Here is a 23,045-nt window from a genome sequence, read left to right as displayed (position 1 = left end):
CTCCTCTCTTACGCTTCTTGCTCTGTTGTTTCGTCTTCAATACCTAATTCTTTTTTAATCCAGTCATAACCTTCAGCTTCTAGACGTTGTGCAAGCTCAGGGCCACCAGATTTAACGATACGACCGTTCATCATAACGTGAACGAAGTCTGGAGTGATGTAGTTTAATAAACGTTGGTAATGCGTAATCATTAGGCAACCGAACTCTTCGCCGCGCATTTGGTTAATACCTTTAGATACAACTTTTAATGCATCGATATCAAGACCTGAGTCGATTTCATCTAAGATTGCGATTTTTGGCTCAATCATCATTAATTGAAGAATTTCGTTACGTTTTTTCTCTCCACCAGAGAAACCTTCGTTTAAGTAACGTTGTGCCATTTCTGGATCCATTTCTAGGAATTCCATATTTTTATCTAATGTACGGATAAATTTCATAAGAGAAATTTCATCGCCCTCTTCACGACGTGCATTAATTGCAGAACGTAAGAAGTCAGCGTTTGTTACTCCGCTAATTTCACTTGGATATTGCATTGCTAGGAATAGACCTGCTTGTGCGCGCTCGTCTACTTCCATTTCTAATACATCTTCACCGTCGATGATGATGCTACCTTCTGTTACTTCATACTTTGGGTGACCCATAATCGCAGAAGATAAAGTTGATTTACCTGTTCCGTTAGGTCCCATAATTGCGTGGATTTCTCCACCTTTTACTTCAAGGTTTACACCTTTTAAAATTTCTTTGCCATCAATTGATACGTGTAAGTCTTTAACCGTTAATGTAGAACCAGCCATCTCAATACCTCCATTAATCCTATATATACATTTTAAAAATTCCTAAAACGTTCATATTCTCATTTTATTCTCATTCTAATCTTATATCAAATAAAATGATATCGCAAACGACGAAAAAAAGTAACAATTTTTTCACAAATGTATATAAGTATTTCCCTTGCATCCTTATATGATACACCTTTCTTCTTATTTATATAAAGAAAAAAGGACTGGTAATTTTCCAGTCCTTTCCTCATATTTATTCACTTACCGGAAGTACAGCACCTTTATATTCTTTAGTAATAAAGTCTTGAATTTCTTTTGAATGCAATACTTCTACTAATTCTTTCATTTCTTTTTTCTTCTCGTCACCTTTACGAACTGCAATAATATTTGCGTACGGAGAGTCTGATCCTTCAATCGCAATTATTCTTTTATAGGAACAACCGCTCCTTTATATTCTTTAGTAATAAAGTCTTCGATTTCTTTAGAATGTAATACTTCTACAAGCTCTTTAATCGCCTTTTTATCTTTATCACCTTTACGAACCACTACTACGTTTGCATATGGAGAATCATCACCTTCAATTGCAATTGCATCTTTTTCTGGGTTTAATTTCGCATCAATTGCATAGTTTGAATTAATTAAAACAGCGTCGCCTTCTTTATTGTTATACACTTGTGGTAACAAACCAGGCTCAATATCCGTTTTGAACTTTAAGTTTTTCGGATTATCTGCAATATCTTTTGGCGTTGCACTAACTGGATCTACTCCGTCTTTAATTTTTAAAATGCCTTCTTTTTGTAAAATTGCTAAACCACGTCCATGGTCAGTAACGGAATTACTCATAATAATTGTCGCCCCGTCTGGAAGTTCTTTTAAGCTCTTATATTTTTGAGAGTATACACCAATTGGTTCAATATGAATTTTTCCTGCTATTTCAAAATCATATTTTTTATCTTTCATTTCTTTTTCTAAATACGGAATGTGTTGGAAGTAGTTTGCATCTAGATCCTTATCCGCTAACGATTTATTTGGCAACACGTAATCTTGGAATTTTTTCACTTCTAACTCAATTCCTTTTTTCTCAAGTAACGGCTTTGCCTTTTCTAAAATTTCAGCGTGCGGTACGTTAGAAGCCCCCACAACTAATTTCTTTTCATCTTTATCTTTCCCGCCACAAGCAGCTAACCCAAAAATTGAAGTTGAAATAAGTGCTGTAAGTAATAATTTTTTCATTTGAAACATCCTCCCGTTTTTTATTATCGTTTATCTATTCGAACCGTTACACGATCACCAATCCACTGAATGAAAAATACAACCAGTAATACACAAATTGTAGCAACGATTGTTACATCGTTATTTCCTCGTTGGAATCCTTCTAAATATGCAAGTGTTCCAAGGCCACCAGCACCAACAACTCCCGCCATTGCTGTATAGCCTACTAAAGCAATTGTCGTAACTGTAATGCCAGATACTAATGCTGGTAACGATTCTGGAATTAATACTTTCAAAATAATTGTGCTTGTTTTTGCTCCCATTGCTTTTGAAGCTTCAATTACACCTTTATCAATTTCGCGAAGTGCGATTTCAACCATTCTCGCGTAAAACGGTGCCGCTCCAATAATTAAAGCCGGCAATGCTGCACTTGCTCCAAGAATTGTTCCAAGCAAAATCTTTGTGAATGGGATTAATAAAATGATTAAAATAATAAACGGTATCGAACGGAAAATGTTTACGAACGCTCCAATCGCTGTGTTAACCGTCTTGTTTTCCCATAAATTATCTTTCGCTGTCATAAAAAGTAACAATCCTAAAATGAGTCCTAAAACAAATGTGGCAAGAGCTGCGATTGCCGTCATATATAACGTTTCACCAGTTGCTTCTAACATTTGATTCCAATCAACATTTGCCAGTAACTTATCCATGTGCAATCACCTCCAGCTCTACTTGATCTTGATGTATTCCCTCTATTGCTTGCTGAATCGCTGTTTCCTCACCATTTAAATGAACAACTAAACTACCGTAAGAACCGTCATTCGTTTGTGCGATATTTCCTTGCAAAATGCTAACTTCTATATCACTACGTTGCATTAATCTTTGAAGTACTGGTCTTTCTACAGCTTCACCGATAAACTGCAAACGAACTACTTTACCATCTGGATATTTTTCAATTAAACTTTCAATCGTTTCATTTGTATCTTCAGAATCTGTTAATTGCTTTACAAATCGTTTTGTAATATCTTGCTGTGGATTACGGAATACATCAAGTACTGGACCCGTTTCTACAATCTTCCCTTTCTCCATTACCGCCACTCGATTACAAATCTTTCGAATCACGTGCATCTCATGTGTAATAAGTACAATTGTTAAACCGAGACGCTTATTAATATCTAATAATAAATCTAAAATTTGATCTGTGGTTTCTGGATCAAGAGCTGACGTCGCTTCATCACATAAAAGCACTTGCGGATTGTTAGCTAACGCTCTTGCAATACCAACACGTTGCTTTTGTCCTCCGCTCAGCTGAGATGGATACGCATCTCCTCTTCCTTCTAATCCAACAAGATGAATTAACTCATCCACGCGTCTTCTTCTCTTCGCCTTATCAACACCTGCAATTTCAAGCGGGAACTCGATATTTTCGCGTACAGTTCGTGACCAAAGTAAGTTGAAATGCTGAAAAATCATTCCGATTTCTTGCCTTGCTTTACGAAGTTCACTTCCTGTAATCGCTGAAATCACGCGATTTGCAATTGTAATTTGGCCAGAAGTTGGTTTCTCTAACTGATTGAATAATCTGATTAAAGAACTTTTCCCAGCGCCACTATATCCGATAACACCAAAGATTTCACCTTTGTCTATTTTTAAATTGGCATTATCTACAGCAGTGACATCACCGCTTTTTGCTTTATATATTTTCTTTACATTCTCTAATAGAATCATGGTGTATCACCCCTTTTTTTATTTGGGTCGACTCCGCAATTTTTTATTTTTGATGCGTGTAGTCCACCGGTATCACTACTTTTATTATTTGAATGTCCTCCACATTCAAACAATAAAAAAACCTTTCTGCTTTAGAGAAGCAGAAAGGTTTATGTGCGTATATAACAGCATTATCCCTCTCTCTCATCTCTCAAAGCATTTGCTTTGCAGGAATTGGCACCATTTCAACATAAGTTGACGGTTGCCGGGCTTCACAGGGCACAGTCCCTCCACCTCTCTTGATAAGAGAAATCAGATTACATTTTCGTCTGATTTGTAATTTATGAAATTGTCTATATTTTATGAATTGAATTGTATCAATATCCACACACCATGTCAACAGAAATTTTCGTAAAAAATGAACCTTCAGAATTTCAAGCCCCTACTGACATCGGTTTACATATGTGAAACATCGATTCGACTAATAGCATCGTTCGATATGTTCCCGAATATTGTACACGTCCATCGTTCATTAACATTTGCAATCGTACATTGCCGTTTACCAATTGTTTTACATCTTCTTCATCTACACAAACAATTTGCTCCGTCCCTATTTCCTCATGTAGCAGTTCTATATAATCTCTTGAAATTTGTAACGAACAACTTTCATCTCCAAAGCGGAAATTAACAGTTTTTTCTCCTTGTCTTAAAAGCGGCTCTAAATGATATTGACCATTAGCGTAATTTACAAATGATTGCAGCAAAGAATATAATTTCACCTTGAATCACATCCTTCATATCACTTTCTATTACACATACCATTCCCTCTTACTAAAGAGCAATCCTGTTACTTTCGCTCGACAAATACTGTAACCACCCTGCATCTCGACATATTTCCCAAGAAATATGTCGAGGCGGCAAAAACTTTGCCGCCTACTTTAATTCCGTATATAAATATTCAACCGAATGAAATGCATATATCTTCTTCATAAGTGTCCCATTTTCAAAAACAAGTAAACACGGCACACTTTCGATTCCATACTCTTTCGCTAAATGCGGAGCATAATTTAAATCTAACATTCCAATTTTCAAATCTTCAATTGTCATCTCAACGACAGTTAACATCTTTTTTGCTAATTGGCATGTTCCACACATTGGAGTATATACATATAACACTGTTTTTTCTTCGTTCTCTATTAAGGCTGTTGCTTCGGCTCCTGTCCAGTCAATCACTTCTATCATTCCTTACCGTAAATATTCTGTATAAACGTCAATGTCAGCTCCCCATAGTACATTTGCTAAGTGTGAAGATGGCGCAGTTGCCACTTCCCGGTACGAGCGATCAATATAAATATGCTCTGCTTGCGGAAATTCTTTTCGAAATTGTTTCCTTAACTTTTCTCCAGCATCATCAGCATCCACTAATACATACACTTCTTTATCAAAAAACTGATCAACGAGCTCATCCATTTTCGCCAAACCAATTGTACCATTTGTACAAACAATTTCCACTGGTTCCCGAATAATAGATTCAATCTTTCTTCTATCTGATGTACCTTCTACAATAATGACTTTTTCCACATAAATCATATGTCATCACCCGATCACCATATACTATACAACCTTTAACTTAGTATATAGTATATTCGTTATTTTCATGTTGTTTCCTGTTTATTTTTGCAAAAGAAAAGCAGAAGCGGCTCGTTCAGATTGTGAGGGGGATGGAGCTTCTGACGTAAAGGCGCTTTTTGCCTTGTAGGAAGAAACGAAGCCACCGAGCAATCTAGCCGCTGGAGCTGGACAATACAGAAAAGCGGAACCGACTGTTTAGCCCTGTTGGCTAAGGTTCTTTCGCACAGAAGACGCTTTTTGTCTTCTCGTACGGAAGGTTCTTAGACATGAAGGGCTAGGAGGTGGAGCTAGACAATGAAAAGCGGAAGCGGCTCGTTCAGATTGTGAGGGGGATGGAGCTTCTGACGTAAAAGCGCTTTTTACCTTGCAGGAAGAAGCGGAACCACCTGTTTAGATCAAGAAGCCCCATGAAACCTTACCGAAAAACGTTCATTCCTATAATAGCTTATTCATTTACGTTCGATTTTAAATGTATTATGTAACACAAAATAAAAAAGGACAGCACAAAGGCTGTCCTTTAGTCGACTATAATTAGTCTTGGTTTGTCATTTCTGCATATTTTTCAGCAGTTAATAACTTCTCAACTTGGCTTGCATCAGAAAGTTCAACTTTAACCATCCATGCACCCTCGTATGGAGATTCGTTAACAAGTTCTGGTTGGTCACTTAATTCTTCGTTTACTGCTACAACTTTACCGCTTACAGGCGCGTATAACTCAGAAACTGTTTTAACAGATTCTACGCTTCCGAATGGCTCGTCAGCTTCAATTGTTGCACCTACTTCAGGAAGTTCAACGAATACGATATCGCCTAGCTCACCTTGTGCAAAGTGAGTAATACCGATAACAACTTCATTACCTTCAGTTTTTACCCATTCGTGTTCTTCAGAGTAACGTAAATTATTTGGAATGCTCATGACTGTACCTCCAGTGAATGTATTAATTATGTAAAAATACCTTATTGGTACTTTTTCCACACACTTTCAAACTGCTCTTCGTTAAAACCAAGTGTTACATTCGTTCCATCTGTTACAATTGGACGTTTAATCAACATGCCATCAGATGCTAAAAGCTCGTACATTTCGTCTTCATTTGCATCTTTTAACTTATCTTTCAGACCAAGTTCACGGTAACGCATTCCACTTGTATTAAAGAATTTTTTCAATGGTAATTCACTTTTTTCATGTAAATTACGTAAATCTTCTTTTGATGGTGGATTTTCAACAATATGAATCATCTCATATGCTACATCGTTTGCCTCAAACCATTTCTTTGCTTTTTGACATGTGCCACACTTTGGATATGAATAAAATGTTACTGTCATAAATTCACCTACTTTTTTACTAACCTTTACCTTTATCATATAGAAAACGTTTTATTATTTCAAACGATTATTCGCTAAACTTTTACTTATTTCGTGATAATTTTTAATAATCCTGCAAATTTTTCTTATTTTTCCGCCATTTGTTAAGAAAAAATAAATATATAAATTTTTTTTGATTCTTCTCACATCCTTCGTCAAACATACGTCTTAAACAAACATTTGATTAACTCCTATATTTCTTTGTTTACTCTTGATCTGCATCGACTTCTTCCTACCAAACGTACATCTTAAACAAACGTTTGATTAACTCCCTATTTTTCTTTGCTAACCCTTGGGGTGCATCAGTTTCTTCCTACCGAACATACACCTTAAACAAACGTTTGATTAATTCTCTATTTTTCTTTGTTGACCTTTGAGCTACATCAGTTTCTTCCTACCGAACATACATCTTAAACAAACGTTTATTTAACCATTTCAGCCTATAGTCACAAAACCTGGCAACACTTTACATGACAAGGCGTACAGATAAAGTGAAACTTTAATCAGTGGGGGTTTTCTTCATCTCCCACTGATTATCAGCCCTCACCAATCGGGACTTTATGGGCAGCCCGACCCCCACCTAAATTCTTTGCTTTCGCTGAATTTTGAGGTGGGGATCTTACTGCCCATTAAAGCGGGATAAAAGGAAATAACGATTTTGGCCGTAATAGTGAGAGTATTCCATAATGTTGAAGAAATTACTGCATAGAAAAAGACGCATCTAAATTGATGCGTCTTTTTGCGATGTTTCTTTTGTGAAATCATATAAAGCAATTGCGCCTAAAATAACCAATATACTTTCAGGGGCATCTAACAAAATAGTTCTCCAAGTTTCTGAGATTACCCATTTAATACCTGCCGCTGATTCAAAATATGCTTGAAAATAACCGATTGTAAAATCAATTACAAATAAACATACAAGTAATGTTAGACCAATTCGAATTAATTTCTTGTTTGTAAACATGTAACACCTCTCAAAATCCATTGGATATTTCTGATTTTAGTTCTTTATATAAAAAATCCATATATTTAATTTTAACATACAAAATATCCAAATAAATACAATATGCACATTTGCATATTTCTTGCATATTGAGGAATTACTGTTAATAAAAAAGCCCTACTAGTAACCTCATAACAATGGAATCATTTGGACCATTATATAACCGATCCCTAAATGCGAAATAAAGGAGAAGCCTTGTTTACAGGCTCCTTCTTCATCGACTCAAATAATCGGCAATTGTTTGAAATACGACGATATACATATTATGAATACTTTCTTCAGTATTTCCACCATTTGATAAACCAACTGCCCATTGTTGTCCTTCACCACTTCCGATATTTGCAAAGCCTTGTGTATACATAGCATTTACATCTTTTCGTGCACTGTTATACTCTATCCCTTTTGTAATAAACGTTGAATATGATTTATCTTGCAAACCGATAAAAAATACTGGTTTCTTTAGCGATGAAAATACATTTTTATACTGCTCTGTTGAGGCTTCTTGAAAGTGATCTTTCATTATTAGAAAACCATCCACTTCCTTAGATTTCTTTTCCAGGTCCTCTAACTTCATTTCCTCAAACTTTATATTCCTAAACGTATCTTTCGGTTTTTCTCCAATAACTCCAATTACGAGTGCTCTTCCGTTATATTCTAATTTCTCTCCTTCTTTATCCTTTGCACACCCAGCACCGACTAGGCATATCAATATAAAAACTAAGAAATACGATAAACGCTTCATATAGCACCCTCCCCTTCTTTTCAGTCAAGTGACAAAAACGTAAGGTTCATTCAAGAAAATGTAAGTAAAATCGATAGCTCAAATTACGTTTCTATATTATAATCAATTGAATTTACTTACATTACTAAACATAGGAGATTATCATGAAGAAATTTAAACTTTCATCTTTTCTTCCGTTAAGTTATATACTTCTACTCGTACTCGTAAGTCCCCTTTACGATGTATTAAATAAATCGGCTGTTCACGCAGTAGATGTCACAACTGTAGTAGACGATTGGATTCCATTTGTAAAAGCATTTATTATTCCTTATTTACTGTGGTTTCCTTACTTATACGGCGCACTTATTTATTACTGCTTTGCGGATCGAAAACAATATTATGTCACTTTAAGTAGTGTAATTCTTGGAAAACTTGCTTGTTTTTCTATTTATTATTTTTGGCAGACAACTGTACCACGTCCAACAGTCGTTGGGTCAGACGTATTTTCCGAACTAGTCCGCTATATTTATAGTATTGATCAACCGGTGAACTGTTTCCCTAGCATTCACGTTCTTACTACCTTTATCATTATGTTAGCTGCCTTTAGACGTAGGGAACAACATGCTTTTGAATATTACATTCTTACCTTCTTCGGTACGCTTATTATTTTATCAACGCTATTTACGAAGCAACACGCATTTGTAGACGCCATTTCTGGAATGACGCTTGCAAGCATACTTTACTTCGGCGTTCAGTTGTTATTAGCAAAAGAAACAATACGTGTTCCAGTAAAACAAAATCAAAAAATGTAAAAAGCAGACTGTGGCTTCCAGTCTGCTTTTCTCTATATAAAGGAGATTTTCAATTTAAGATTGCGGTACAGTCATATCACCAGAATGAATACGACCTGCTTTTTTAAGAGCAATGTAAAGTATATAAGAAACAGCTACTGGAATGATGATATAAGTGATTACCATCGCTGGGACAACTTCCCATCCTTCACTAGAAATTAAATTAATTGGTGCGATAAGAGAACTCAATCCAAGACCTGCAATTTCTTTTCCTGCTTCCAGTTGAAAAATCAATGCTGATACTGGACCAACTATCGCACTGGCGACAACAGTTGGGACGAGAATCATTGGATTTTTAGTGATATTTGGCAACTGTACTTTCGGAGTACAAAGTGCTTGAGCTAATATGCCGCCTAAATTATTTTCTTTCGCTGAGATAACAGAGAATCCGATAAACTGGGCAACGCAGCCTGCAAGAGCAGCACCACCTGCAACACCATCTAAGCTAAGTGCAATTGCTAACGCAGCTGATGAAGCTGGAGAGATAAGTAATAGTCCCCAAACGACTGCAATGACGATAGAAGCGATGAACGGGCTACCAGCTGAGCTATCTTTAATAAATGCTCCAACTGTATTTAAAACAGGAGTAATATTATGAGATAACCAAATACCGACTAAACCAGAACCTAATATGGCCGCAAATGGAACGAGCATCATATCTAACGCAGTTTTCCCGCTTAAACGTTTACCAAGATATACAGCTAAAGTTGCTGTTAATAATGCACCGATTGGCTCACCTGTTTTAATGATTAGACCTGCTTCAGTAATTGAAATGGATCCAGCACCAATCGCTCCAGCTACCATAGCCGAGAAGATTACAAGACCATTTGCACCGAGCATAAAAGCAATTCCGGCACCAATGGCTGGTGCCATAAGTGATTTTGCAACAACTCCGATTGTAATAAGTAACGGAATATCAACAATTCTTCCTATATTTTCTATTAGTAAACCAATTCCAAGGGATACGAAAATACCTTGTGCGATTCCAGCAGATGCTTTAAATACACGAGACATTATATATTCCTTCATTTGTTTCACCTTCTCCTATAAGTTAGTAACCAATTGTTTTCATATAATCACGTAAAATATCGTTTGATTTTGCGAATCGAGATTCTTCATCCTCTGTTAAGTTTAGTTCTACAATTTCTTTTATACCATCTCTAGTAATAATAGCTGGCACTCCTGTACAAATATCATACTCGCCGTACTCCCCATCTAAAATAGCTGATACAGCAATGACACGGTAATCATCGTTAAAGATTGAGCTCGCAATATATGCTAGAGAATTTCCGATTCCGTAATAAGTAGTACCTTTTCGTTTATAAATTTCCCATCCAGCTTTTGCAGTCTTCTCAACAATTTCATCTAAATCTATTTCACCAAATTTGTCTTTTTTCTCTTCTAAAATTTGTAGAATTGGCTTTCCACCAACAGTTACGTGAGACCAAGCAACCATTTGAGAATCACCATGTTCTCCTAATGAATACCCATGAATACTACGAGGGTCTACATGTAACATTTCAGATAAAATTGTTCGTAAGCGAGAAGAATCTAGTGATGTACCAGTACCGATCACACGATTTCTAGGTAATCCAGATAATTTCCACACTTGATACGTAATAATATCAACTGGGTTCGATGCAAGTAAGAAAATACCATCAAATCCACTTTCCATTACGCCGCCAACAACACTTTCCATAATCTTCGCACTCGCTCCTAAAGTATCTAAGCGACTTTGTCCAGGCTTTGGTGCTGGTCCTGCTGTAATAATAACGATATCCATATCTTTGCAATCTTTATAGCTTCCTGCATATACTTTTGTTCTTGTATTTGTAAAGTTAATGCAGTGTGATAAATCCATCGCTTCCCCAACTGCACGTTCATGATTTATATCAATTAATAATAGCTCTTCGCAAATGCCTTGATTCACAATGGAATATGCACAACTTGATCCAACTAATCCAGTACCGATAATTGCAATTTTTCTTGTATTTCGTTTCATAGCAATCTCTCCTAATTGATCATATAATCTATTTCTTTTGTTCTTTACACTCCTAATTATAGAGATTCCCACGATATAAACCATGGATACTTTGTGAAATATTGAGCAAACTTTTTGTCCTTTTTGTGAATTGTTATATTCCATTTTCGTCATATTTGTTACAACTGGAAAAATATTTATTTTATATTTATTGACATGCTCAAAACAAAAAACGAGCGACTTCATTCGCTCGTTTTTGTCATCCCATTATTCTGCACTTAATTGACCTTTTAATTGCTGAACAATCATTGGATTCGCAGGTGCTGCCGGTTTGTAATAACTTTTTTGCTTTGCGTACTCATACATATTACGTTGGCGCATTTCATCTTGATTACGAATTTGGATTAACGTTTGGTGCAATTGTTCATTATCAGACTGAGCAATATAATTTGCATAACTTGTTAAACTTGCATTTAATCCTGCTAAATAATCATTTACCATATCTTTTTCATTCATCTGTCGCTTCCTCCTATCCTAGGAAAGTCATTAATTGCTGTTTCGTATTTCTTGCATCTTGCGCATCCTTTTGTAACATTTGTTTCAACTCTGGATCTGTACAAGCCTGTGCATACTGGTCTAACTTGTTAATAATTGTTGCATGTCCACCAATTAAATGACGTAAATTTTCTACTTCAAGCTCTGTTAAGTTTTGCATAGAATACTCCTACCTTTCTTCTTTCATTCTTCTTTAGTATTCTGTTCTTTTTAAATCGTATTCATTAAAAAACTTTATTACATTTCAAATCAATCGCATCTATTTATAAATCCAATAAAGTGAAACTTTAATCAGCCCTCACCTAACTTCTTTGCTCTCGCTGAATTTTGAGGTGGGGGTCTTACTGCCCATTAAAGTGGGATAAAACGTTATAATTACAGAAAAATACAAATTTTCAATAGGTAACCTATGACAACAATATACTCCCCAAACAAACCATAGTAGGTAGGTGTGCTTATGCAAAAATATTTTAAAGTTATCTTCTTTATCGTTTACGCAATCCTATATATAAAATTATTAATTGATATATTAACTTCAAAACCACTGTTCACTTCTATACCTGTACATATGTTATTTCTCATTTGTTTTCTATTTATAGCATTTAACAATTATAGAAACCGTAACACTACCTTTTTCCTCGTCTTTATTAGTGCAACCCTATTAGTAAGTGTTAGTTTCATTAAAAGTATTCTTACATAGAGGAGCAATGAACATGAAAACACATGACTTCCTTACAGAAATCCAGAAGGGTTCTGAGCCTAGTCCATATCAAGATCCCATCGCATTCAGTTTCGTTTGCTTTTTCTTAGCGATATATACATTTTTCAAACCAGCTAAATAATATCATTTAACGAGAAAGAGCCTCTAAATCATTAGAGACTCTTTCTCATCTAATATTTTCTTTTTAAAACTACGATAGTTAGAGCATAAGAACAAAGTACTCCAGCTAATAAACATGCATTTGCTAATTTATACTGTTCGCCTGTCAGTGAATATAGATTCCCAATTAAAAAGATAACTAAATATAGAAGTAAAAATACAAATAATGAAATTTTAGCTGCATTCCCTGTAATATGCTCGCCTCTTTCATCTTCTCCCTCATTCTTCTGAAAACGTGTTGAATATAAAACTCCTATTAGTCCTGCTACTGAGATTATGATCCCTATTATAATACTCATTCCGTTTCCCCCTCTATCTTATATTGAAAAACTTCATGAAACTCCTTACCTAAAATATGTGCAATTTCAAAAGCTAAAATTAAAGATGGATTGTAACGATTTGCTTCAATTGAGGCGATTGTTTGTCTACTTACCCCTGCTTTGTTCGCTAAATCAGTTTGTGACCAGCGTTTTTCTGCTCTAAGTACAACGAGATTATTTTTTAAATTCCCACTCTGTTTCATAACCTCTCCTTATTTTACATTATTTTCTATATTTTAATTGTAATTTATTTTTAACATCATGTAAACTATTTTTAACACAAATAAAGTGAAACTTTAATCTACCTACTGTTCTTTTCGAATCATATGCACTAAAAAACCTTAGAATCACTTCTAAGGTTTTTGTTTGCCTTGCTTCTTATTCACGTAATCCTTTAATAAACGTTTCCAATAATACATGTAAACTTGTATCTAAATCTAGTGGCAAACCAAATCCACCTTGCTGTTCAATCGACGCAAATCCATGACAAATACTTCTGAATCCACGTGTCGCATGAAGTGCATTCTCCCCTTCTAATCCGTACTGCTGTAAAACCTGAAGACAAAGCTTTACAATTCCGTCACCAGCTTTTCTTACTTCTTCATCTCGTAAAAAAGTTGCTTCATACAGTCCAGGATGTTTGCGTACAAATGCTACATACGCTTTTCCTAAAGCATGAATTGCTTCGTCCATACGTTTACCCTCAGCAGCTTCTTCCAGTCTGTTATGCAGCTGTTCGATTCCGTAAATGCCAAGATTTTTCCGTACATCTTGTAAACCTTTCACATGATTGTATAGCGAAGGTGAACGTACCCCTAATGTTTGCGCTAATGAAGCTAACGTTACTTCTTGTATTCCATTTGTATCCGCAATTTCTACCGCTGTTTCTACAATTTTCTGTAATGTAAGTCCGATTCTCGGTGACATAAATTACCCCTCTTTTCTACTTTCTATATTCCGCTTAGCTTCCTTTATAGCAAGCTCTATGATAGCACCTGGATCCTCTATCATTTTTCCATGTCCTGCCGCAAGCAAGGAAGGCTCATATTCGCTTAACTTCTCTGCACTTTGTAATGATATTTCTTTGCTCCACGTTGCCATCGCAGGAAACGGAAACCAAAATTTCATTTGGCCCGAAACAGCCATACCGCCTCTTGTTTGGAATGCATCCCCGACAATAAGAGCTTTATTCCGTACATCAAGAAACGACATGGAGCCTGGCGTATGTCCCGGTGTCATAATCGCAAGAAGCGATCCAATTCGGTCGCCATCTTCCAATAAAACATCAGGCACCGTTTTTACTTTTTTAGGTACACCGCCTTTTATCGGTATATTCGGTTCATCCTTTTCTAACGTCGTATCTCCTTCTAACAGCTTTGCGTCCCGCTTAGAAATATAGACTGGAACATTAGGAAGTACTTCCTTTAATGCGTCTAATGCACCGATGTGATCATCATGCGCATGCGTTAATACAATCTTAGTAATTGGCTTCCCTATTTTCTCAGCCGCCTGTAAAATACCTTTTGCGCTATATGGCAAAGCCGCATCAATTAAAGTTAAACCATCTTCTTCCTCCACAAAGTAACAATTCACTGGAAACACTCTTGGCAAAAATGACAATTGATATACCGTTTGTTCATGTATCATTCTCATATTTCCATCTCCCTTTTCACAAAAACTAATACCATTAGTTTTATTATACTAATGGTATTAGTTTTATGTCACTAAAAATTTCATTTTTACAAAAAAAAAGAAAAGTAGCCGTTTATACGACTACTTTTCTTTACAGCTATTAAACTGTGTAACGCTCATCTTCTAAAATTTTTGCAGCGATTTCACGTTTCTTCGGAATTACGTTAAGTGGTGTGTGGCGAGTTAATTTACGTAATGATGATAACATCATGCGCAGCATGTCGCCGTTTTCAACTGCGATAAGTGTTTCTTTCGCATCTGCTTCGATTTCGTTGAATGCTTCTTGGCAGAATACTTCAGTGTATAACAATTTTTGTTTATTCTTTTCAAGACCAGTTGTTTTAATCGCTTTTTCTGTACGAAGAACAGCTGACTCCATTGCGTATAGGTTGCTTACGATGTCAGCGATATTCACAAGAATTTCTTGCTCTTTATCTAATGCTTTACCGTATTTTTGAGCAGCTAATCCAGCTACCATTAAACCGATTTTCTTCGCGTTAGTTACTAAATATTTTTGAAGTGCTAATGGCTCATCGCCTACTTCTTCTGGCATCATCATCATTAACTCTTCTTGTAATTTTTGTGCTTTTTGAAGAAGTGGTAATTCACCTTTCATCGCTTTACGTAAGAACGTACCTGGTACGATTAGGCGGTTAATTTCGTTCGTTCCTTCGAAAATACGGTTAATACGAGAATCGCGGTACATTCTTTCAATCTCGTACTCTGCCATAAATCCGTAACCACCGTGAATTTGAACACCTTCATCTACTGTATAATCTAATACTTCAGAACCGAATACTTTATTTAAAGAGCACTCGATTGCATATTCAGCGATAGAAGCTGCTACTGCTTTACCGTCCTTTACTTCTTCCTCAGATAATGTGCTCATGCGGCTTTCGAATAAACCTACTGTACGGTATACAGAGCTTTCAGCTGCATATGTTTTCGCTGCCATATTCGCAAGTTTCTCTTGAATTAATGGGAAGCGAGCGATTGGTTGTTTGAACTGTTGACGTTGGTTTGCATATTGTGCTGAAATTTCTACTGCACGTTTCGCAGATCCAACTGTACCAACACCTAATTTATAACGGCCGATATTTAAAATGTTGAACGCGATAATATGACCTTTACCGATTTCACCAAGTAAGTTTTCTTTCGGTACTAATGCATCTTCTAAAATTAACGTACGAGTTGAAGAACATTTAATACCCATTTTCTTTTCTTCTGGGCTTGTAGATACACCAGCATATTCTTTCTCTACGATAAATGCTGAGAAGTGCTCTCCATCAATTTTTGCGTATACGATAAATACATCAGCGAATGCTGAGTTTGTAATCCATTGCTTTTCACCATTTAATACGTAATGTGTACCTTCTGCATTTAAACGTGCAGTTGTTTTTGCGCCTAATGCGTCAGATCCTGAACCTGGCTCAGTTAATGCATATGCAGCTAACTTCTCACCAGTCGCAAGTAATGGCAAATACTTTTTCTTTTGCTCTTCGTTACCGAATAACACGATTGGTAAAGATCCGATACCTACGTGAGCACCGTGAGTAATTGCAAAACCACCAGCGCGAGAGAATTTCTCTGCGATTAACGCTGAGCTTACTTTATCAAGGCCAATTCCGCCGTACTCTTCTGGTACATCAGCGCCTAATAACCCAAGTTCCCCAGCTTCTTTTAAAAGACGAACAGAACGATCAAACTCGTGTTGCTCTAAATATTCAAGCTCTGGAAGAACTTCATTTACGATAAAGTCCTCTGTCGTTTTTGCAATCATTTTATGCTCAGATGAAAAATCTTCTGGCGTAAACACTTGATCAATTGTAATCTCATCAACTAAAAAGCTACCGCCTTTAACCGCACTTCCTACTGTTTTTTCCATGAAAATTTCCTCCTTCATATTTTCATGAGCCGCTTCTTTCTTTTTGAAAGAAGCTAGCTCTCCCTTTTGTTTTTATAAACCTTTGTTACTTCCATTCTTTGTATTGGCGACGTCTCGTTCTGAGCAAGTCACCTGCACTTTTTTTAATCCAGTTCCAGCGGCTAGAATGTTCGGTGGCTTCGCTTCTTCCTGCGAGGCAAAGAGCGCCTCTACGTCTGAAGCTCCATCCCCCTCACATTCTGAGCGAGCCACTTCCACTTTTTTTCCATAATCCAGTTCCAGTGGCTAAAACAGTCGGTCGTTTCACCCCTTCCTGTGAGGCAAAAAGCGCCTCTTCGTCAGGGCTTCCAACGCCCTCCTGTTCTGAACGAGTCACCTGCACTTTTTTTATAGTAATTCAAACACTCCTGCTGCTCCCATTCCGCCGCCGATACACATTGTTACGATACCGAATTGTTGGTTGCGGCGTTTCATTTCATGAATAAGAGATAGTGTTAGTTTTGCTCCTGTACAACCAAGTGGATGTCCAAGTGCGATTGCACCGCCGTTTACGTTTACTTTTTCTTCATCTAAACCAAGTTCGCGAATAACTTGGATCGATTGAGAAGCGAATGCTTCGTTTAGTTCGAACAAGCCAATATCAGATAGCTCTAGACCAGCTAATTTTAACGCCTTTGGAATTGCAGCAATTGGGCCGATTCCCATTACTTCTGGTGGTACGCCAGCTACTGCGAATGAACGGAATTTCGCAAGTGGTTTCATACCATCACTCACTGCTTTTTCACGATCCATTAATAGTACAGATGCTGCACCGTCACTCATTTGTGAAGAGTTACCAGCTGTTACAGAACCGCGAACGTTAAATGCTGGACGTAATTTCCCTAAAATGTCTAGCGTTGTTTCTGCTCTTATACCTTCGTCTTGCGCGAAAATGATTGTTTCTTCTTGCAGTTTGTTGTTTGATCCAACAGTACGTAACGTTACATCTACAGATACTGTTTCATCAGCGAAGTTACCCGCAGCTAATGCTTGCGCAGCACGTTGATGACTTCTTACTGCAAATGCATCTTGCTCTTCACGAGAAATTCCATATTTCACAGCAACTTGCTCTGCTGTATGTCCCATGCCCATATAATATTCTGGAGCCGCTTCTACAAGGCGACTATTCGGACGAACAACGTGTCCCATCATTGGAACTAAACTCATTGATTCCGCTCCGCCTGATAATACCGCTTCCGAATGACCAAGCATAATACGCTCTGCTCCGTAAGCGATACTTTGTAAACCTGAAGAACAGTAACGGTTAATCGTAATAGCTGGAACATCGTAGGAAAGTCCTGCTAATCCGCCGATATTACGAGCCATATTTAAACCTTGCTCTGCTTCTGGCATTGCACAACCGAAAATTAAATCATCGATTGGTCCTTCATAATTCGCACGCTTTAACGTTTCTTTTACTACTAACGCCCCTAAATCGTCAGGACGAACTGTTTTTAATGAACCCCTCTTTGCTTTTCCAATTGGTGTTCTTGCTCCCGCAACAATGACAGCTTCTCTCATGAACGATATCTCCCCTCGTTATTAGTTACGTAATGGCTTTCCTTTTACAAGCATGTGCTGCATTCTTGCTTGTGATTTCATCTCACTTACTAAGCTAATAAATGCTTCACGTTCTACATCTAATAAATACTGCTCATCAACTTCTGTTCCGTACGGCACTTTTCCGCCCGCAATGACATATGCAAGTTTCTTCGCAATGTGAAGATCATGCTCTGAAATGTAACCTGATAAATGCATTGCTTCTGCACCAAGTACAAGCGTTGCATAGCCTGTTTCACCAACAACTGGTATCTTTTTACGAATCGGCGCTTTATAACCCGCTTCATATAAAGAAAGTGCTTTTTGTTTCGCATCATATAGTAAGTGATCACCATTCACACTAATACCGTCTTTATCGCCTAAGAAGTTGTTCGATACAGCTTCTTGTGCTGATGTAGAAACTTTCGCCATCGCTACAGATTCGAATACTTTATTCGCAACTTTTTGCAGATCAAACTCTACACCGTTTGGCATTTTATTTAAGTGTTTAATGTATAGCTCTTTATTACCGCCTCCGCCAGGGATTAAGCCAACACCAACTTCTACTAAGCCCATATACGTTTCACTAGAAGCTTGAATGCTAGCTGCTGGTAAGCAAACTTCTGTACCTCCGCCAAGCGTCATACCATATGGTGCTGCTACAACTGGCTTAGAAGAGTATTTAATTTTCGTCATTGCATCTTGGAAGTTTTTTACAACCCACTCGATTTCAAAGTAGTTGTCATCTTGTGCTTCCATTAAGATCATTGCTAAGTTCGCACCAACGCAGAAGTTCTTCGATTGGTTACCGATAACAAGACCTTTATAATTCTTTTCTACTTCATCAACAGCGTAGTTAATCATTTGCGTAATATCCATACCAATTGCATTGCTCTTCGAATGGAATTCTAAGCAAAGGATGCCGTCACCTAAATCAATTAAGCTCGCTCCGCTATTTTTCTTTAATACGCCATTTTTCGCTTTTAATTGTTTAAGAGAAATTGCCTTTTTATTACGTTCGATTAGCTTATATTCGCCATTATCGTAATAGTAGCTATCTCCGTTATCATGTTTGTAGAAAGTAGTGAAACCTTTCTCTACCATTTCTTTCACCCAAGTCGGAACAACTACGCCGTTTTCTTCCATCTTTTGAACAGACTTTTCAACGCCGATTGCATCCCAAACTTCAAATGGTCCTTGCTCCCAGCCGAAGCCCCACTTCATCGCTTGGTCAATTGCAACGATATCGTCAGCAATTTCTTTATGAAGTTTTGCAGAGTATAAAAGAGTCGGTGTAATGATGTTCCATAACAACTCTCCTGCGCGGTCTTTTGCGTATACAAGCGCTTTCAATTTATTCGATAAACCTTTTTCTTGTTTACTTAACTCGATAGATGCAGCTTTTAATTTTTTGCGTGCTTCATATTCCATCGTTTCAGGATTTAGTTCTAAAATTTCTTTTCCTTGTTTTAAGAAGAAGCCTTGACCTGTTTTGCTTCCAAGCCATTTTTTATCAAGCATGTCATGCATGAAAGCTGGTACTTTAAATACATCACGCTCTTCTTCTTGTACGTTTTCATATACGTTATTTGCAACGTGTACGAATGTATCTAAACCAACAACATCTAATGTACGGAACGTTGCGCTCTTCGGACGACCAATAAGTGGGCCTGTTACAGAATCAACTTCTCCAATGCTATAGCCGCGTTTTATCATCTCTTGAAGAGTTACTAATAAACCGTACGTACCGATGCGGTTTCCAATAAAGTTTGGTGTGTCTTTTGCGATAACAACGCCTTTTCCAAGAACGTCTTCGCCAAATAGTTTCATGAAGCTTAATACTTGTGGATCTGTTTCTTTCGTCGGTATTACCTCTAGAAGTTTTAAATATCGTGGTGGGTTAAAAAAGTGTGTGCCTAAGAAGTGTTTCTGGAAGTCGTCTGAACGACCTTCTGCCATTTTTTCAACTGAAATGCCTGACGTATTCGAGCTTACAATAGAACCCGCTTTACGAACAGCATCTACTTTTTCAAATAGTTTCTTTTTAATATCTAAGTTTTCAACTACTACTTCAATAATCCAATCAACATCAGCTAGACGCTCAAGATCATCTTCTAAGTTACCTGCTTCAATCAGTGCTAAATTTCCTTTCACTGTCAGAGGAGCTGGTTTTTGCTTTAATAGTTTTTGCACAGCCGTATTACTAAAACGATTTCTCACACTTTTATGTTCTAATGTAAGCCCCTTCGCTTCCTCTTCTTTTGTTAGCGCAGGTGGTACAATATCAAGCAATAATGTAGGAATACCAATATTAGCTAAGTGTGCCGCAATCCCTGAACCCATTACGCCTGAACCTAGAACAGCAGCCTTTTTAATTTGGAACATCCAATTCTCCCCCTATTCTTGAATGAATGCTCATTCAATTTTTCGACATAAGTCGCAATCAATGAGTGAGCCTCTACTAATAAATATATGATACAGTTTGAATTTTCGCAATATATTTATTGATAAAATTTTCTGAAATAAATATATTTCTTTTATTTGCCCATGCTATATGTATGTATTTTCTTCACTCAAATACACTTTTCCTTTTTATAATCTGACGAAACTGGAGGAATATATATGGCAAAACTTAAGAAGAACCCTTCAAAAGCTGGAATTAGCGCAGCAAGTGTAACTGGAAATGCAGGTCCGCATAATCACGGTGTGGAAAAGGGCCGTCAAGGTAATAACCAACAATATAAGAAGCATAATATGGGCGAAAAATAACGGTATATTTTTGGGCAGAAAACGTGGCATAATGGGTAATGGCTGCTTTTTCTGCCCAATTTATTTGTACATATGGAAAACAAAAGAGGGAACGATGATGAAACGAACAATAGTTATGATTGTAATGATTGCTACACTATTTACAGGGATGATTTTCTTCTCTTACGCACAAAGACAGCAAACTGTAAGAGCCGATCAACCTAGCATCACTGGACAATACGCCATTACAATCGATGCGGACACAGGTGAAATTTTGTATGGAAAACGAGAAGACGAACGCTCTTATCCGGCTAGTATAGCCAAAATGATGACAACCCTTCTTTTACTAGAGAATGTAAAAGAGGATGAAGAAATTACAATTACAGAGAACGCAATTAAAACAGAAAGTCAAAGTAAAAAAATTAAACTTCGTGCTGGGGAAAAGTTAAAGCGTGATGAGGCATTAAAACTGATGCTTATCATTAGTGCAGACCCAATAGCCGAATCCATCGCAGAACATATCGCAGGATCAAAAAATGAATTTGTAAAAATGATGAATGCTAGAGCGAAGGAACTTGGTACAAAGCATGCGACTTTCAAAAACGCAAGTGGTGCTGATGCACTCGGAAATAAGGTATCACCTTATGACATTGCTATGATTACGAAAGAAGCGTTAAAGTACCCAGTTGTTTTAGAATATATGAATTCAACACGTACAACTCTACATACTTCAGAACGCTCTCCAAACATCGCAAACTATGGACGAGAAGAACTATATGACGATCCATATGCAATTGGAAGTAAAAGCGGTCTATCAGCACTCGGAAAATATACGGTCGTAACAGTGGATGAAAAAGACGGTAAACGCGTCATTAATGTTGTATTATCTTCTACTCGTACGCAACTATATCCTGATACGAAGAAAATGGCACATTACGCATTTCAGCAATTAAAATAACCAAGGAGTATTTTCTCCTTGGTTATTTTTTAACCATACCTTTTAACACGAACGCAACGTTTGCTGGACGTTCTGCTAGACGACGCATGAAGTAGCCATACCAGTCGTTTCCATAAGGTACGTAAACACGCATTTTGTAACCTTCTTTTACTAGCTCAAGTTGACGCTCATTACGAATACCATATAACATCTGGAATTCAAATTGGTCTCTTGGAATGTTGTGTTCTTCGGCAAGTTTTTTCGTATATTCAATAATCGCTTCGTCATGTGAAGCAATTGCAGTATAATTTCCATTTAATAAGTGCATTTTTATAATTTTTTTATAGTTATCATCTACATCTTTCTTATCCGGGAACGCTACCTCTTCAGGTTCTTTATAAGCTCCTTTTACAAGACGTAAATTTGGACTATAAGCATTTAATTCTTCCATATCTTTTTCTGTACGATAAAGGTAGGCTTGAATAACTGTACCAATATTATCGTATTCAGATTTTAATTGTTTAAAGATCTCAATTGTTTTCCCGCAGCGCGTATAGTCTTCCATATCAATTGTAATAAACACACCATTTTCTTTTCCAGCTTCTAAAATACGGCGCATGTTATTCATTACGATTTCATCAGAGATATCTAATCCCATAGAAGTCATCTTTAAAGAAAGCTGCGAATTAAGACCTTCTCTTCCAATTGCACGAATCGCTTCAATCGATTCGCTAGCCATTTCATTTGCTTCCGCTTCGTTATCAACGAATTCACCTAAATAATCGATCGTTACACAAAGACCTTGCTTATTTAATGCTTTAATTGCAGCTGTCGCTAATTCAATCGTTTCCCCTGCGACAAAGCGACCTGCACCAAAGCGTAAACCGTACTTTTTAGCCAGTTTTGTTAGCGCTTTATTTTTTGACAAGAAAAGAAACGAATTTCGCATTAATTGTTCCATGTAATTCACCCCTATGACTGTGATTTATCTGTTTTTTACCCCTCTTCAAAATTATATCATTGTTTAAAATTATTGGATACAAATAATTATTTAGATAATTTATAAAATACTATAAAAACATTTAAAACCCTATATTTTCGCTTATAAATATGCAGGAAATATTTTTCGACATTTAGAAAAAACGAATTTACTAGGCACAAAATAAGCATGTCGAAAATATTCGACATGCTTATAAAACCCTT

28 protein-coding genes, 1 pseudogene and 1 riboswitch are annotated in these 23,045 nt (G+C 36.8%); of the genes and pseudogenes, 4 read left to right on the top strand and 25 right to left on the bottom strand.

Going from position 1 to position 23,045, the window contains the following annotated elements; all coding sequences use genetic code 11:
* Positions 1–8: 8 nt before the first annotated feature.
* From sufC to ACXVYO_RS03040, 12 genes and pseudogenes are all read right to left on the bottom strand, one after another.
* Complete coding sequence (gene sufC / locus ACXVYO_RS03095; RefSeq protein WP_000929163.1) at positions 9–794, bottom strand: Fe-S cluster assembly ATPase SufC; 786 nt, start codon at positions 792–794, stop codon at positions 9–11.
* A 238-nt stretch (positions 795–1,032) separates the two neighbouring features.
* Positions 1,033–1,209: pseudogene (locus ACXVYO_RS03090) on the bottom strand (MetQ/NlpA family ABC transporter substrate-binding protein); the annotation flags it as partial.
* Positions 1,200–2,012, bottom strand: coding sequence for a methionine ABC transporter substrate-binding lipoprotein MetQ (metQ, locus tag ACXVYO_RS03085; RefSeq protein WP_458466002.1), 813 nt, complete (start codon positions 2,010–2,012; stop codon positions 1,200–1,202). The gene metQ and the pseudogene ACXVYO_RS03090, both read right to left, overlap by 10 nt.
* Positions 2,013–2,035: 23 nt before the next feature.
* Complete coding sequence (locus tag ACXVYO_RS03080; protein ID WP_061678021.1) at positions 2,036–2,701, bottom strand: methionine ABC transporter permease; 666 nt, start codon at positions 2,699–2,701, stop codon at positions 2,036–2,038.
* A complete protein-coding gene (locus ACXVYO_RS03075; RefSeq protein ID WP_458466001.1) occupies positions 2,694–3,719 on the bottom strand; it encodes a methionine ABC transporter ATP-binding protein in 1,026 nt (341 codons plus the stop codon). Before ACXVYO_RS03075 ends, ACXVYO_RS03080 begins: the two co-directional genes overlap by 8 nt.
* Before the next feature lie 180 nt (positions 3,720–3,899).
* Positions 3,900–4,007: riboswitch (SAM riboswitch) on the bottom strand.
* 125 nt (positions 4,008–4,132) lie between these two features.
* Positions 4,133–4,477, bottom strand: coding sequence for a hypothetical protein (locus ACXVYO_RS03070; RefSeq protein ID WP_048528307.1), 345 nt, complete (start codon positions 4,475–4,477; stop codon positions 4,133–4,135).
* Between the two features lie 154 nt (positions 4,478–4,631).
* Positions 4,632–4,940, bottom strand: coding sequence for a thioredoxin family protein (locus tag ACXVYO_RS03065; RefSeq protein WP_002008881.1), 309 nt, complete (start codon positions 4,938–4,940; stop codon positions 4,632–4,634).
* A gap of 3 nt (positions 4,941–4,943) precedes the next feature.
* Positions 4,944–5,288: a toprim domain-containing protein gene (locus ACXVYO_RS03060; protein WP_098668822.1), complete on the bottom strand. Its 345-nt coding sequence runs from the start codon at positions 5,286–5,288 to the stop codon at positions 4,944–4,946.
* A 573-nt stretch (positions 5,289–5,861) separates the two neighbouring features.
* Entirely contained in the window at positions 5,862–6,245 is a 384-nt protein-coding gene (gene gcvH, locus ACXVYO_RS03055) for a glycine cleavage system protein GcvH (RefSeq protein ID WP_000026896.1), read from the bottom strand.
* A gap of 41 nt (positions 6,246–6,286) precedes the next feature.
* Entirely contained in the window at positions 6,287–6,652 is a 366-nt protein-coding gene (locus ACXVYO_RS03050; protein WP_458466000.1) for an arsenate reductase family protein, read from the bottom strand.
* 760 nt (positions 6,653–7,412) lie between these two features.
* Entirely contained in the window at positions 7,413–7,655 is a 243-nt protein-coding gene (locus ACXVYO_RS03045) for a DUF3937 family protein (protein ID WP_458465999.1), read from the bottom strand.
* A gap of 253 nt (positions 7,656–7,908) precedes the next feature.
* The gene (locus ACXVYO_RS03040) at positions 7,909–8,436 is read right to left on the bottom strand and encodes a hypothetical protein (RefSeq protein WP_458465998.1); all 528 of its coding nucleotides are present in this window, start codon (positions 8,434–8,436) and stop codon (positions 7,909–7,911) included.
* Between the two features lie 143 nt (positions 8,437–8,579).
* Between ACXVYO_RS03040 and ACXVYO_RS03035 the strand changes: the two genes are divergently transcribed.
* Positions 8,580–9,227, top strand: coding sequence for a phosphatase PAP2 family protein (locus ACXVYO_RS03035; protein WP_458465997.1), 648 nt, complete (start codon positions 8,580–8,582; stop codon positions 9,225–9,227).
* A gap of 54 nt (positions 9,228–9,281) precedes the next feature.
* On the opposite strand, the gene ACXVYO_RS03030 is transcribed toward ACXVYO_RS03035, so the two are convergent.
* The 4 genes from ACXVYO_RS03030 to ACXVYO_RS03015 all read right to left on the bottom strand — a co-directional run bounded on the left by ACXVYO_RS03030 (position 9,282) and on the right by ACXVYO_RS03015 (position 11,962).
* Positions 9,282–10,295, bottom strand: coding sequence for a PTS transporter subunit IIC (locus ACXVYO_RS03030; protein ID WP_458465996.1), 1,014 nt, complete (start codon positions 10,293–10,295; stop codon positions 9,282–9,284).
* Between the two features lie 22 nt (positions 10,296–10,317).
* Entirely contained in the window at positions 10,318–11,268 is a 951-nt protein-coding gene (locus ACXVYO_RS03025; protein WP_458465995.1) for an L-lactate dehydrogenase, read from the bottom strand.
* A gap of 246 nt (positions 11,269–11,514) precedes the next feature.
* Positions 11,515–11,763: a spore coat protein gene (locus ACXVYO_RS03020; protein WP_001002985.1), complete on the bottom strand. Its 249-nt coding sequence runs from the start codon at positions 11,761–11,763 to the stop codon at positions 11,515–11,517.
* 13 nt (positions 11,764–11,776) lie between these two features.
* Positions 11,777–11,962: a hypothetical protein gene (locus ACXVYO_RS03015; protein ID WP_002112687.1), complete on the bottom strand. Its 186-nt coding sequence runs from the start codon at positions 11,960–11,962 to the stop codon at positions 11,777–11,779.
* 553 nt (positions 11,963–12,515) lie between these two features.
* Between ACXVYO_RS03015 and ACXVYO_RS03010 the strand changes: the two genes are divergently transcribed.
* Entirely contained in the window at positions 12,516–12,644 is a 129-nt protein-coding gene (locus tag ACXVYO_RS03010; RefSeq protein ID WP_002193867.1) for a hypothetical protein, read from the top strand.
* 49 nt (positions 12,645–12,693) lie between these two features.
* On the opposite strand, the gene ACXVYO_RS03005 is transcribed toward ACXVYO_RS03010, so the two are convergent.
* The 8 genes from ACXVYO_RS03005 to ACXVYO_RS02970 form a co-directional block, all read right to left on the bottom strand.
* Positions 12,694–12,981: a DUF2178 domain-containing protein gene (locus ACXVYO_RS03005; RefSeq protein ID WP_458465994.1), complete on the bottom strand. Its 288-nt coding sequence runs from the start codon at positions 12,979–12,981 to the stop codon at positions 12,694–12,696.
* Entirely contained in the window at positions 12,978–13,205 is a 228-nt protein-coding gene (locus tag ACXVYO_RS03000; RefSeq protein ID WP_075312353.1) for a helix-turn-helix transcriptional regulator, read from the bottom strand. The genes ACXVYO_RS03005 and ACXVYO_RS03000 overlap by 4 nt, the downstream gene beginning before the upstream one ends.
* A 175-nt stretch (positions 13,206–13,380) precedes the next feature.
* A complete protein-coding gene (locus ACXVYO_RS02995) occupies positions 13,381–13,929 on the bottom strand; it encodes a TetR/AcrR family transcriptional regulator (protein WP_458465993.1) in 549 nt (182 codons plus the stop codon).
* 3 nt (positions 13,930–13,932) lie between these two features.
* Positions 13,933–14,655, bottom strand: a complete 723-nt coding sequence (locus ACXVYO_RS02990) for an MBL fold metallo-hydrolase (protein WP_458465991.1) — start codon at positions 14,653–14,655, stop codon at positions 13,933–13,935.
* Between the two features lie 139 nt (positions 14,656–14,794).
* Positions 14,795–16,579, bottom strand: coding sequence for an acyl-CoA dehydrogenase family protein (locus tag ACXVYO_RS02985; RefSeq protein ID WP_080492771.1), 1,785 nt, complete (start codon positions 16,577–16,579; stop codon positions 14,795–14,797).
* Between the two features lie 72 nt (positions 16,580–16,651).
* Complete coding sequence (locus tag ACXVYO_RS02980) at positions 16,652–16,831, bottom strand: hypothetical protein (RefSeq protein ID WP_458465990.1); 180 nt, start codon at positions 16,829–16,831, stop codon at positions 16,652–16,654.
* A gap of 135 nt (positions 16,832–16,966) precedes the next feature.
* Positions 16,967–18,139 (bottom strand): acetyl-CoA C-acetyltransferase, encoded by a 1,173-nt coding sequence (locus ACXVYO_RS02975; protein WP_458465989.1) that lies wholly within the window; start codon positions 18,137–18,139, stop codon positions 16,967–16,969.
* Between the two features lie 21 nt (positions 18,140–18,160).
* Positions 18,161–20,542 carry a 3-hydroxyacyl-CoA dehydrogenase NAD-binding domain-containing protein gene (locus ACXVYO_RS02970; RefSeq protein WP_458465988.1) on the bottom strand — a complete coding sequence of 794 codons (2,382 nt, stop codon included), beginning with the start codon at positions 20,540–20,542 and terminating at the stop codon, positions 18,161–18,163.
* A gap of 237 nt (positions 20,543–20,779) precedes the next feature.
* On the opposite strand from ACXVYO_RS02970, the gene ACXVYO_RS02965 reads away from it, so the two are divergent.
* Both ACXVYO_RS02965 and ACXVYO_RS02960 read left to right on the top strand, forming a co-directional pair.
* Positions 20,780–20,926, top strand: coding sequence for a YuzL family protein (locus tag ACXVYO_RS02965; protein ID WP_001096344.1), 147 nt, complete (start codon positions 20,780–20,782; stop codon positions 20,924–20,926).
* A gap of 97 nt (positions 20,927–21,023) precedes the next feature.
* On the top strand, positions 21,024–21,863 hold the full coding sequence (locus tag ACXVYO_RS02960; RefSeq protein ID WP_458465987.1) for a D-alanyl-D-alanine carboxypeptidase family protein: 840 nt from the start codon (positions 21,024–21,026) through the stop codon (positions 21,861–21,863).
* Between the two features lie 22 nt (positions 21,864–21,885).
* Here the strand turns inward: ACXVYO_RS02960 and ACXVYO_RS02955 are convergent, their stop codons facing one another.
* Complete coding sequence (locus ACXVYO_RS02955; protein ID WP_000436767.1) at positions 21,886–22,803, bottom strand: proline dehydrogenase family protein; 918 nt, start codon at positions 22,801–22,803, stop codon at positions 21,886–21,888.
* Positions 22,804–23,045: the final 242 nt, after the last annotated feature.

The sequence above is a fragment of the Bacillus sp. BC08 genome (assembly GCF_054326875.1).
Note: the sequence above shows the minus strand (reverse complement) of the source record. Positions and strands in the feature narration are given on the sequence as shown.

Excerpts from the sequence above, each read along its gene's own strand:
- sufC (WP_000929163.1), bottom strand. The coding sequence starts at position 794 with ATGGCTGGTTCTACATTAACGGTTAAAGACTTACACGTATCAATTGAT.
- metQ (WP_458466002.1), bottom strand. The coding sequence starts at position 2,012 with ATGAAAAAATTATTACTTACAGCACTTATTTCAACTTCAATTTTTGGG.
- ACXVYO_RS03080 (WP_061678021.1), bottom strand. The coding sequence starts at position 2,701 with ATGGATAAGTTACTGGCAAATGTTGATTGGAATCAAATGTTAGAAGCA.
- ACXVYO_RS03075 (WP_458466001.1), bottom strand. The coding sequence starts at position 3,719 with ATGATTCTATTAGAGAATGTAAAGAAAATATATAAAGCAAAAAGCGGT.
- ACXVYO_RS03065 (WP_002008881.1), bottom strand. The coding sequence starts at position 4,940 with ATGATAGAAGTGATTGACTGGACAGGAGCCGAAGCAACAGCCTTAATA.
- ACXVYO_RS03060 (WP_098668822.1), bottom strand. The coding sequence starts at position 5,288 with ATGATTTATGTGGAAAAAGTCATTATTGTAGAAGGTACATCAGATAGA.
- gcvH (WP_000026896.1), bottom strand. The coding sequence starts at position 6,245 with ATGAGCATTCCAAATAATTTACGTTACTCTGAAGAACACGAATGGGTA.
- ACXVYO_RS03050 (WP_458466000.1), bottom strand. The coding sequence starts at position 6,652 with ATGACAGTAACATTTTATTCATATCCAAAGTGTGGCACATGTCAAAAA.
- ACXVYO_RS03045 (WP_458465999.1), bottom strand. The coding sequence starts at position 7,655 with ATGTTTACAAACAAGAAATTAATTCGAATTGGTCTAACATTACTTGTA.
- ACXVYO_RS03040 (WP_458465998.1), bottom strand. The coding sequence starts at position 8,436 with ATGAAGCGTTTATCGTATTTCTTAGTTTTTATATTGATATGCCTAGTC.
- ACXVYO_RS03035 (WP_458465997.1), top strand. The coding sequence starts at position 8,580 with ATGAAGAAATTTAAACTTTCATCTTTTCTTCCGTTAAGTTATATACTT.
- ACXVYO_RS03030 (WP_458465996.1), bottom strand. The coding sequence starts at position 10,295 with ATGAAGGAATATATAATGTCTCGTGTATTTAAAGCATCTGCTGGAATC.
- ACXVYO_RS03025 (WP_458465995.1), bottom strand. The coding sequence starts at position 11,268 with ATGAAACGAAATACAAGAAAAATTGCAATTATCGGTACTGGATTAGTT.
- ACXVYO_RS03020 (WP_001002985.1), bottom strand. The coding sequence starts at position 11,763 with ATGAATGAAAAAGATATGGTAAATGATTATTTAGCAGGATTAAATGCA.
- ACXVYO_RS03015 (WP_002112687.1), bottom strand. The coding sequence starts at position 11,962 with ATGCAAAACTTAACAGAGCTTGAAGTAGAAAATTTACGTCATTTAATT.
- ACXVYO_RS03010 (WP_002193867.1), top strand. The coding sequence starts at position 12,516 with ATGAAAACACATGACTTCCTTACAGAAATCCAGAAGGGTTCTGAGCCT.
- ACXVYO_RS03005 (WP_458465994.1), bottom strand. The coding sequence starts at position 12,981 with ATGAGTATTATAATAGGGATCATAATCTCAGTAGCAGGACTAATAGGA.
- ACXVYO_RS03000 (WP_075312353.1), bottom strand. The coding sequence starts at position 13,205 with ATGAAACAGAGTGGGAATTTAAAAAATAATCTCGTTGTACTTAGAGCA.
- ACXVYO_RS02995 (WP_458465993.1), bottom strand. The coding sequence starts at position 13,929 with ATGTCACCGAGAATCGGACTTACATTACAGAAAATTGTAGAAACAGCG.
- ACXVYO_RS02990 (WP_458465991.1), bottom strand. The coding sequence starts at position 14,655 with ATGAGAATGATACATGAACAAACGGTATATCAATTGTCATTTTTGCCA.
- ACXVYO_RS02985 (WP_080492771.1), bottom strand. The coding sequence starts at position 16,579 with ATGGAAAAAACAGTAGGAAGTGCGGTTAAAGGCGGTAGCTTTTTAGTT.
- ACXVYO_RS02975 (WP_458465989.1), bottom strand. The coding sequence starts at position 18,139 with ATGAGAGAAGCTGTCATTGTTGCGGGAGCAAGAACACCAATTGGAAAA.
- ACXVYO_RS02970 (WP_458465988.1), bottom strand. The coding sequence starts at position 20,542 with ATGTTCCAAATTAAAAAGGCTGCTGTTCTAGGTTCAGGCGTAATGGGT.
- ACXVYO_RS02965 (WP_001096344.1), top strand. The coding sequence starts at position 20,780 with ATGGCAAAACTTAAGAAGAACCCTTCAAAAGCTGGAATTAGCGCAGCA.
- ACXVYO_RS02960 (WP_458465987.1), top strand. The coding sequence starts at position 21,024 with ATGAAACGAACAATAGTTATGATTGTAATGATTGCTACACTATTTACA.
- ACXVYO_RS02955 (WP_000436767.1), bottom strand. The coding sequence starts at position 22,803 with ATGGAACAATTAATGCGAAATTCGTTTCTTTTCTTGTCAAAAAATAAA.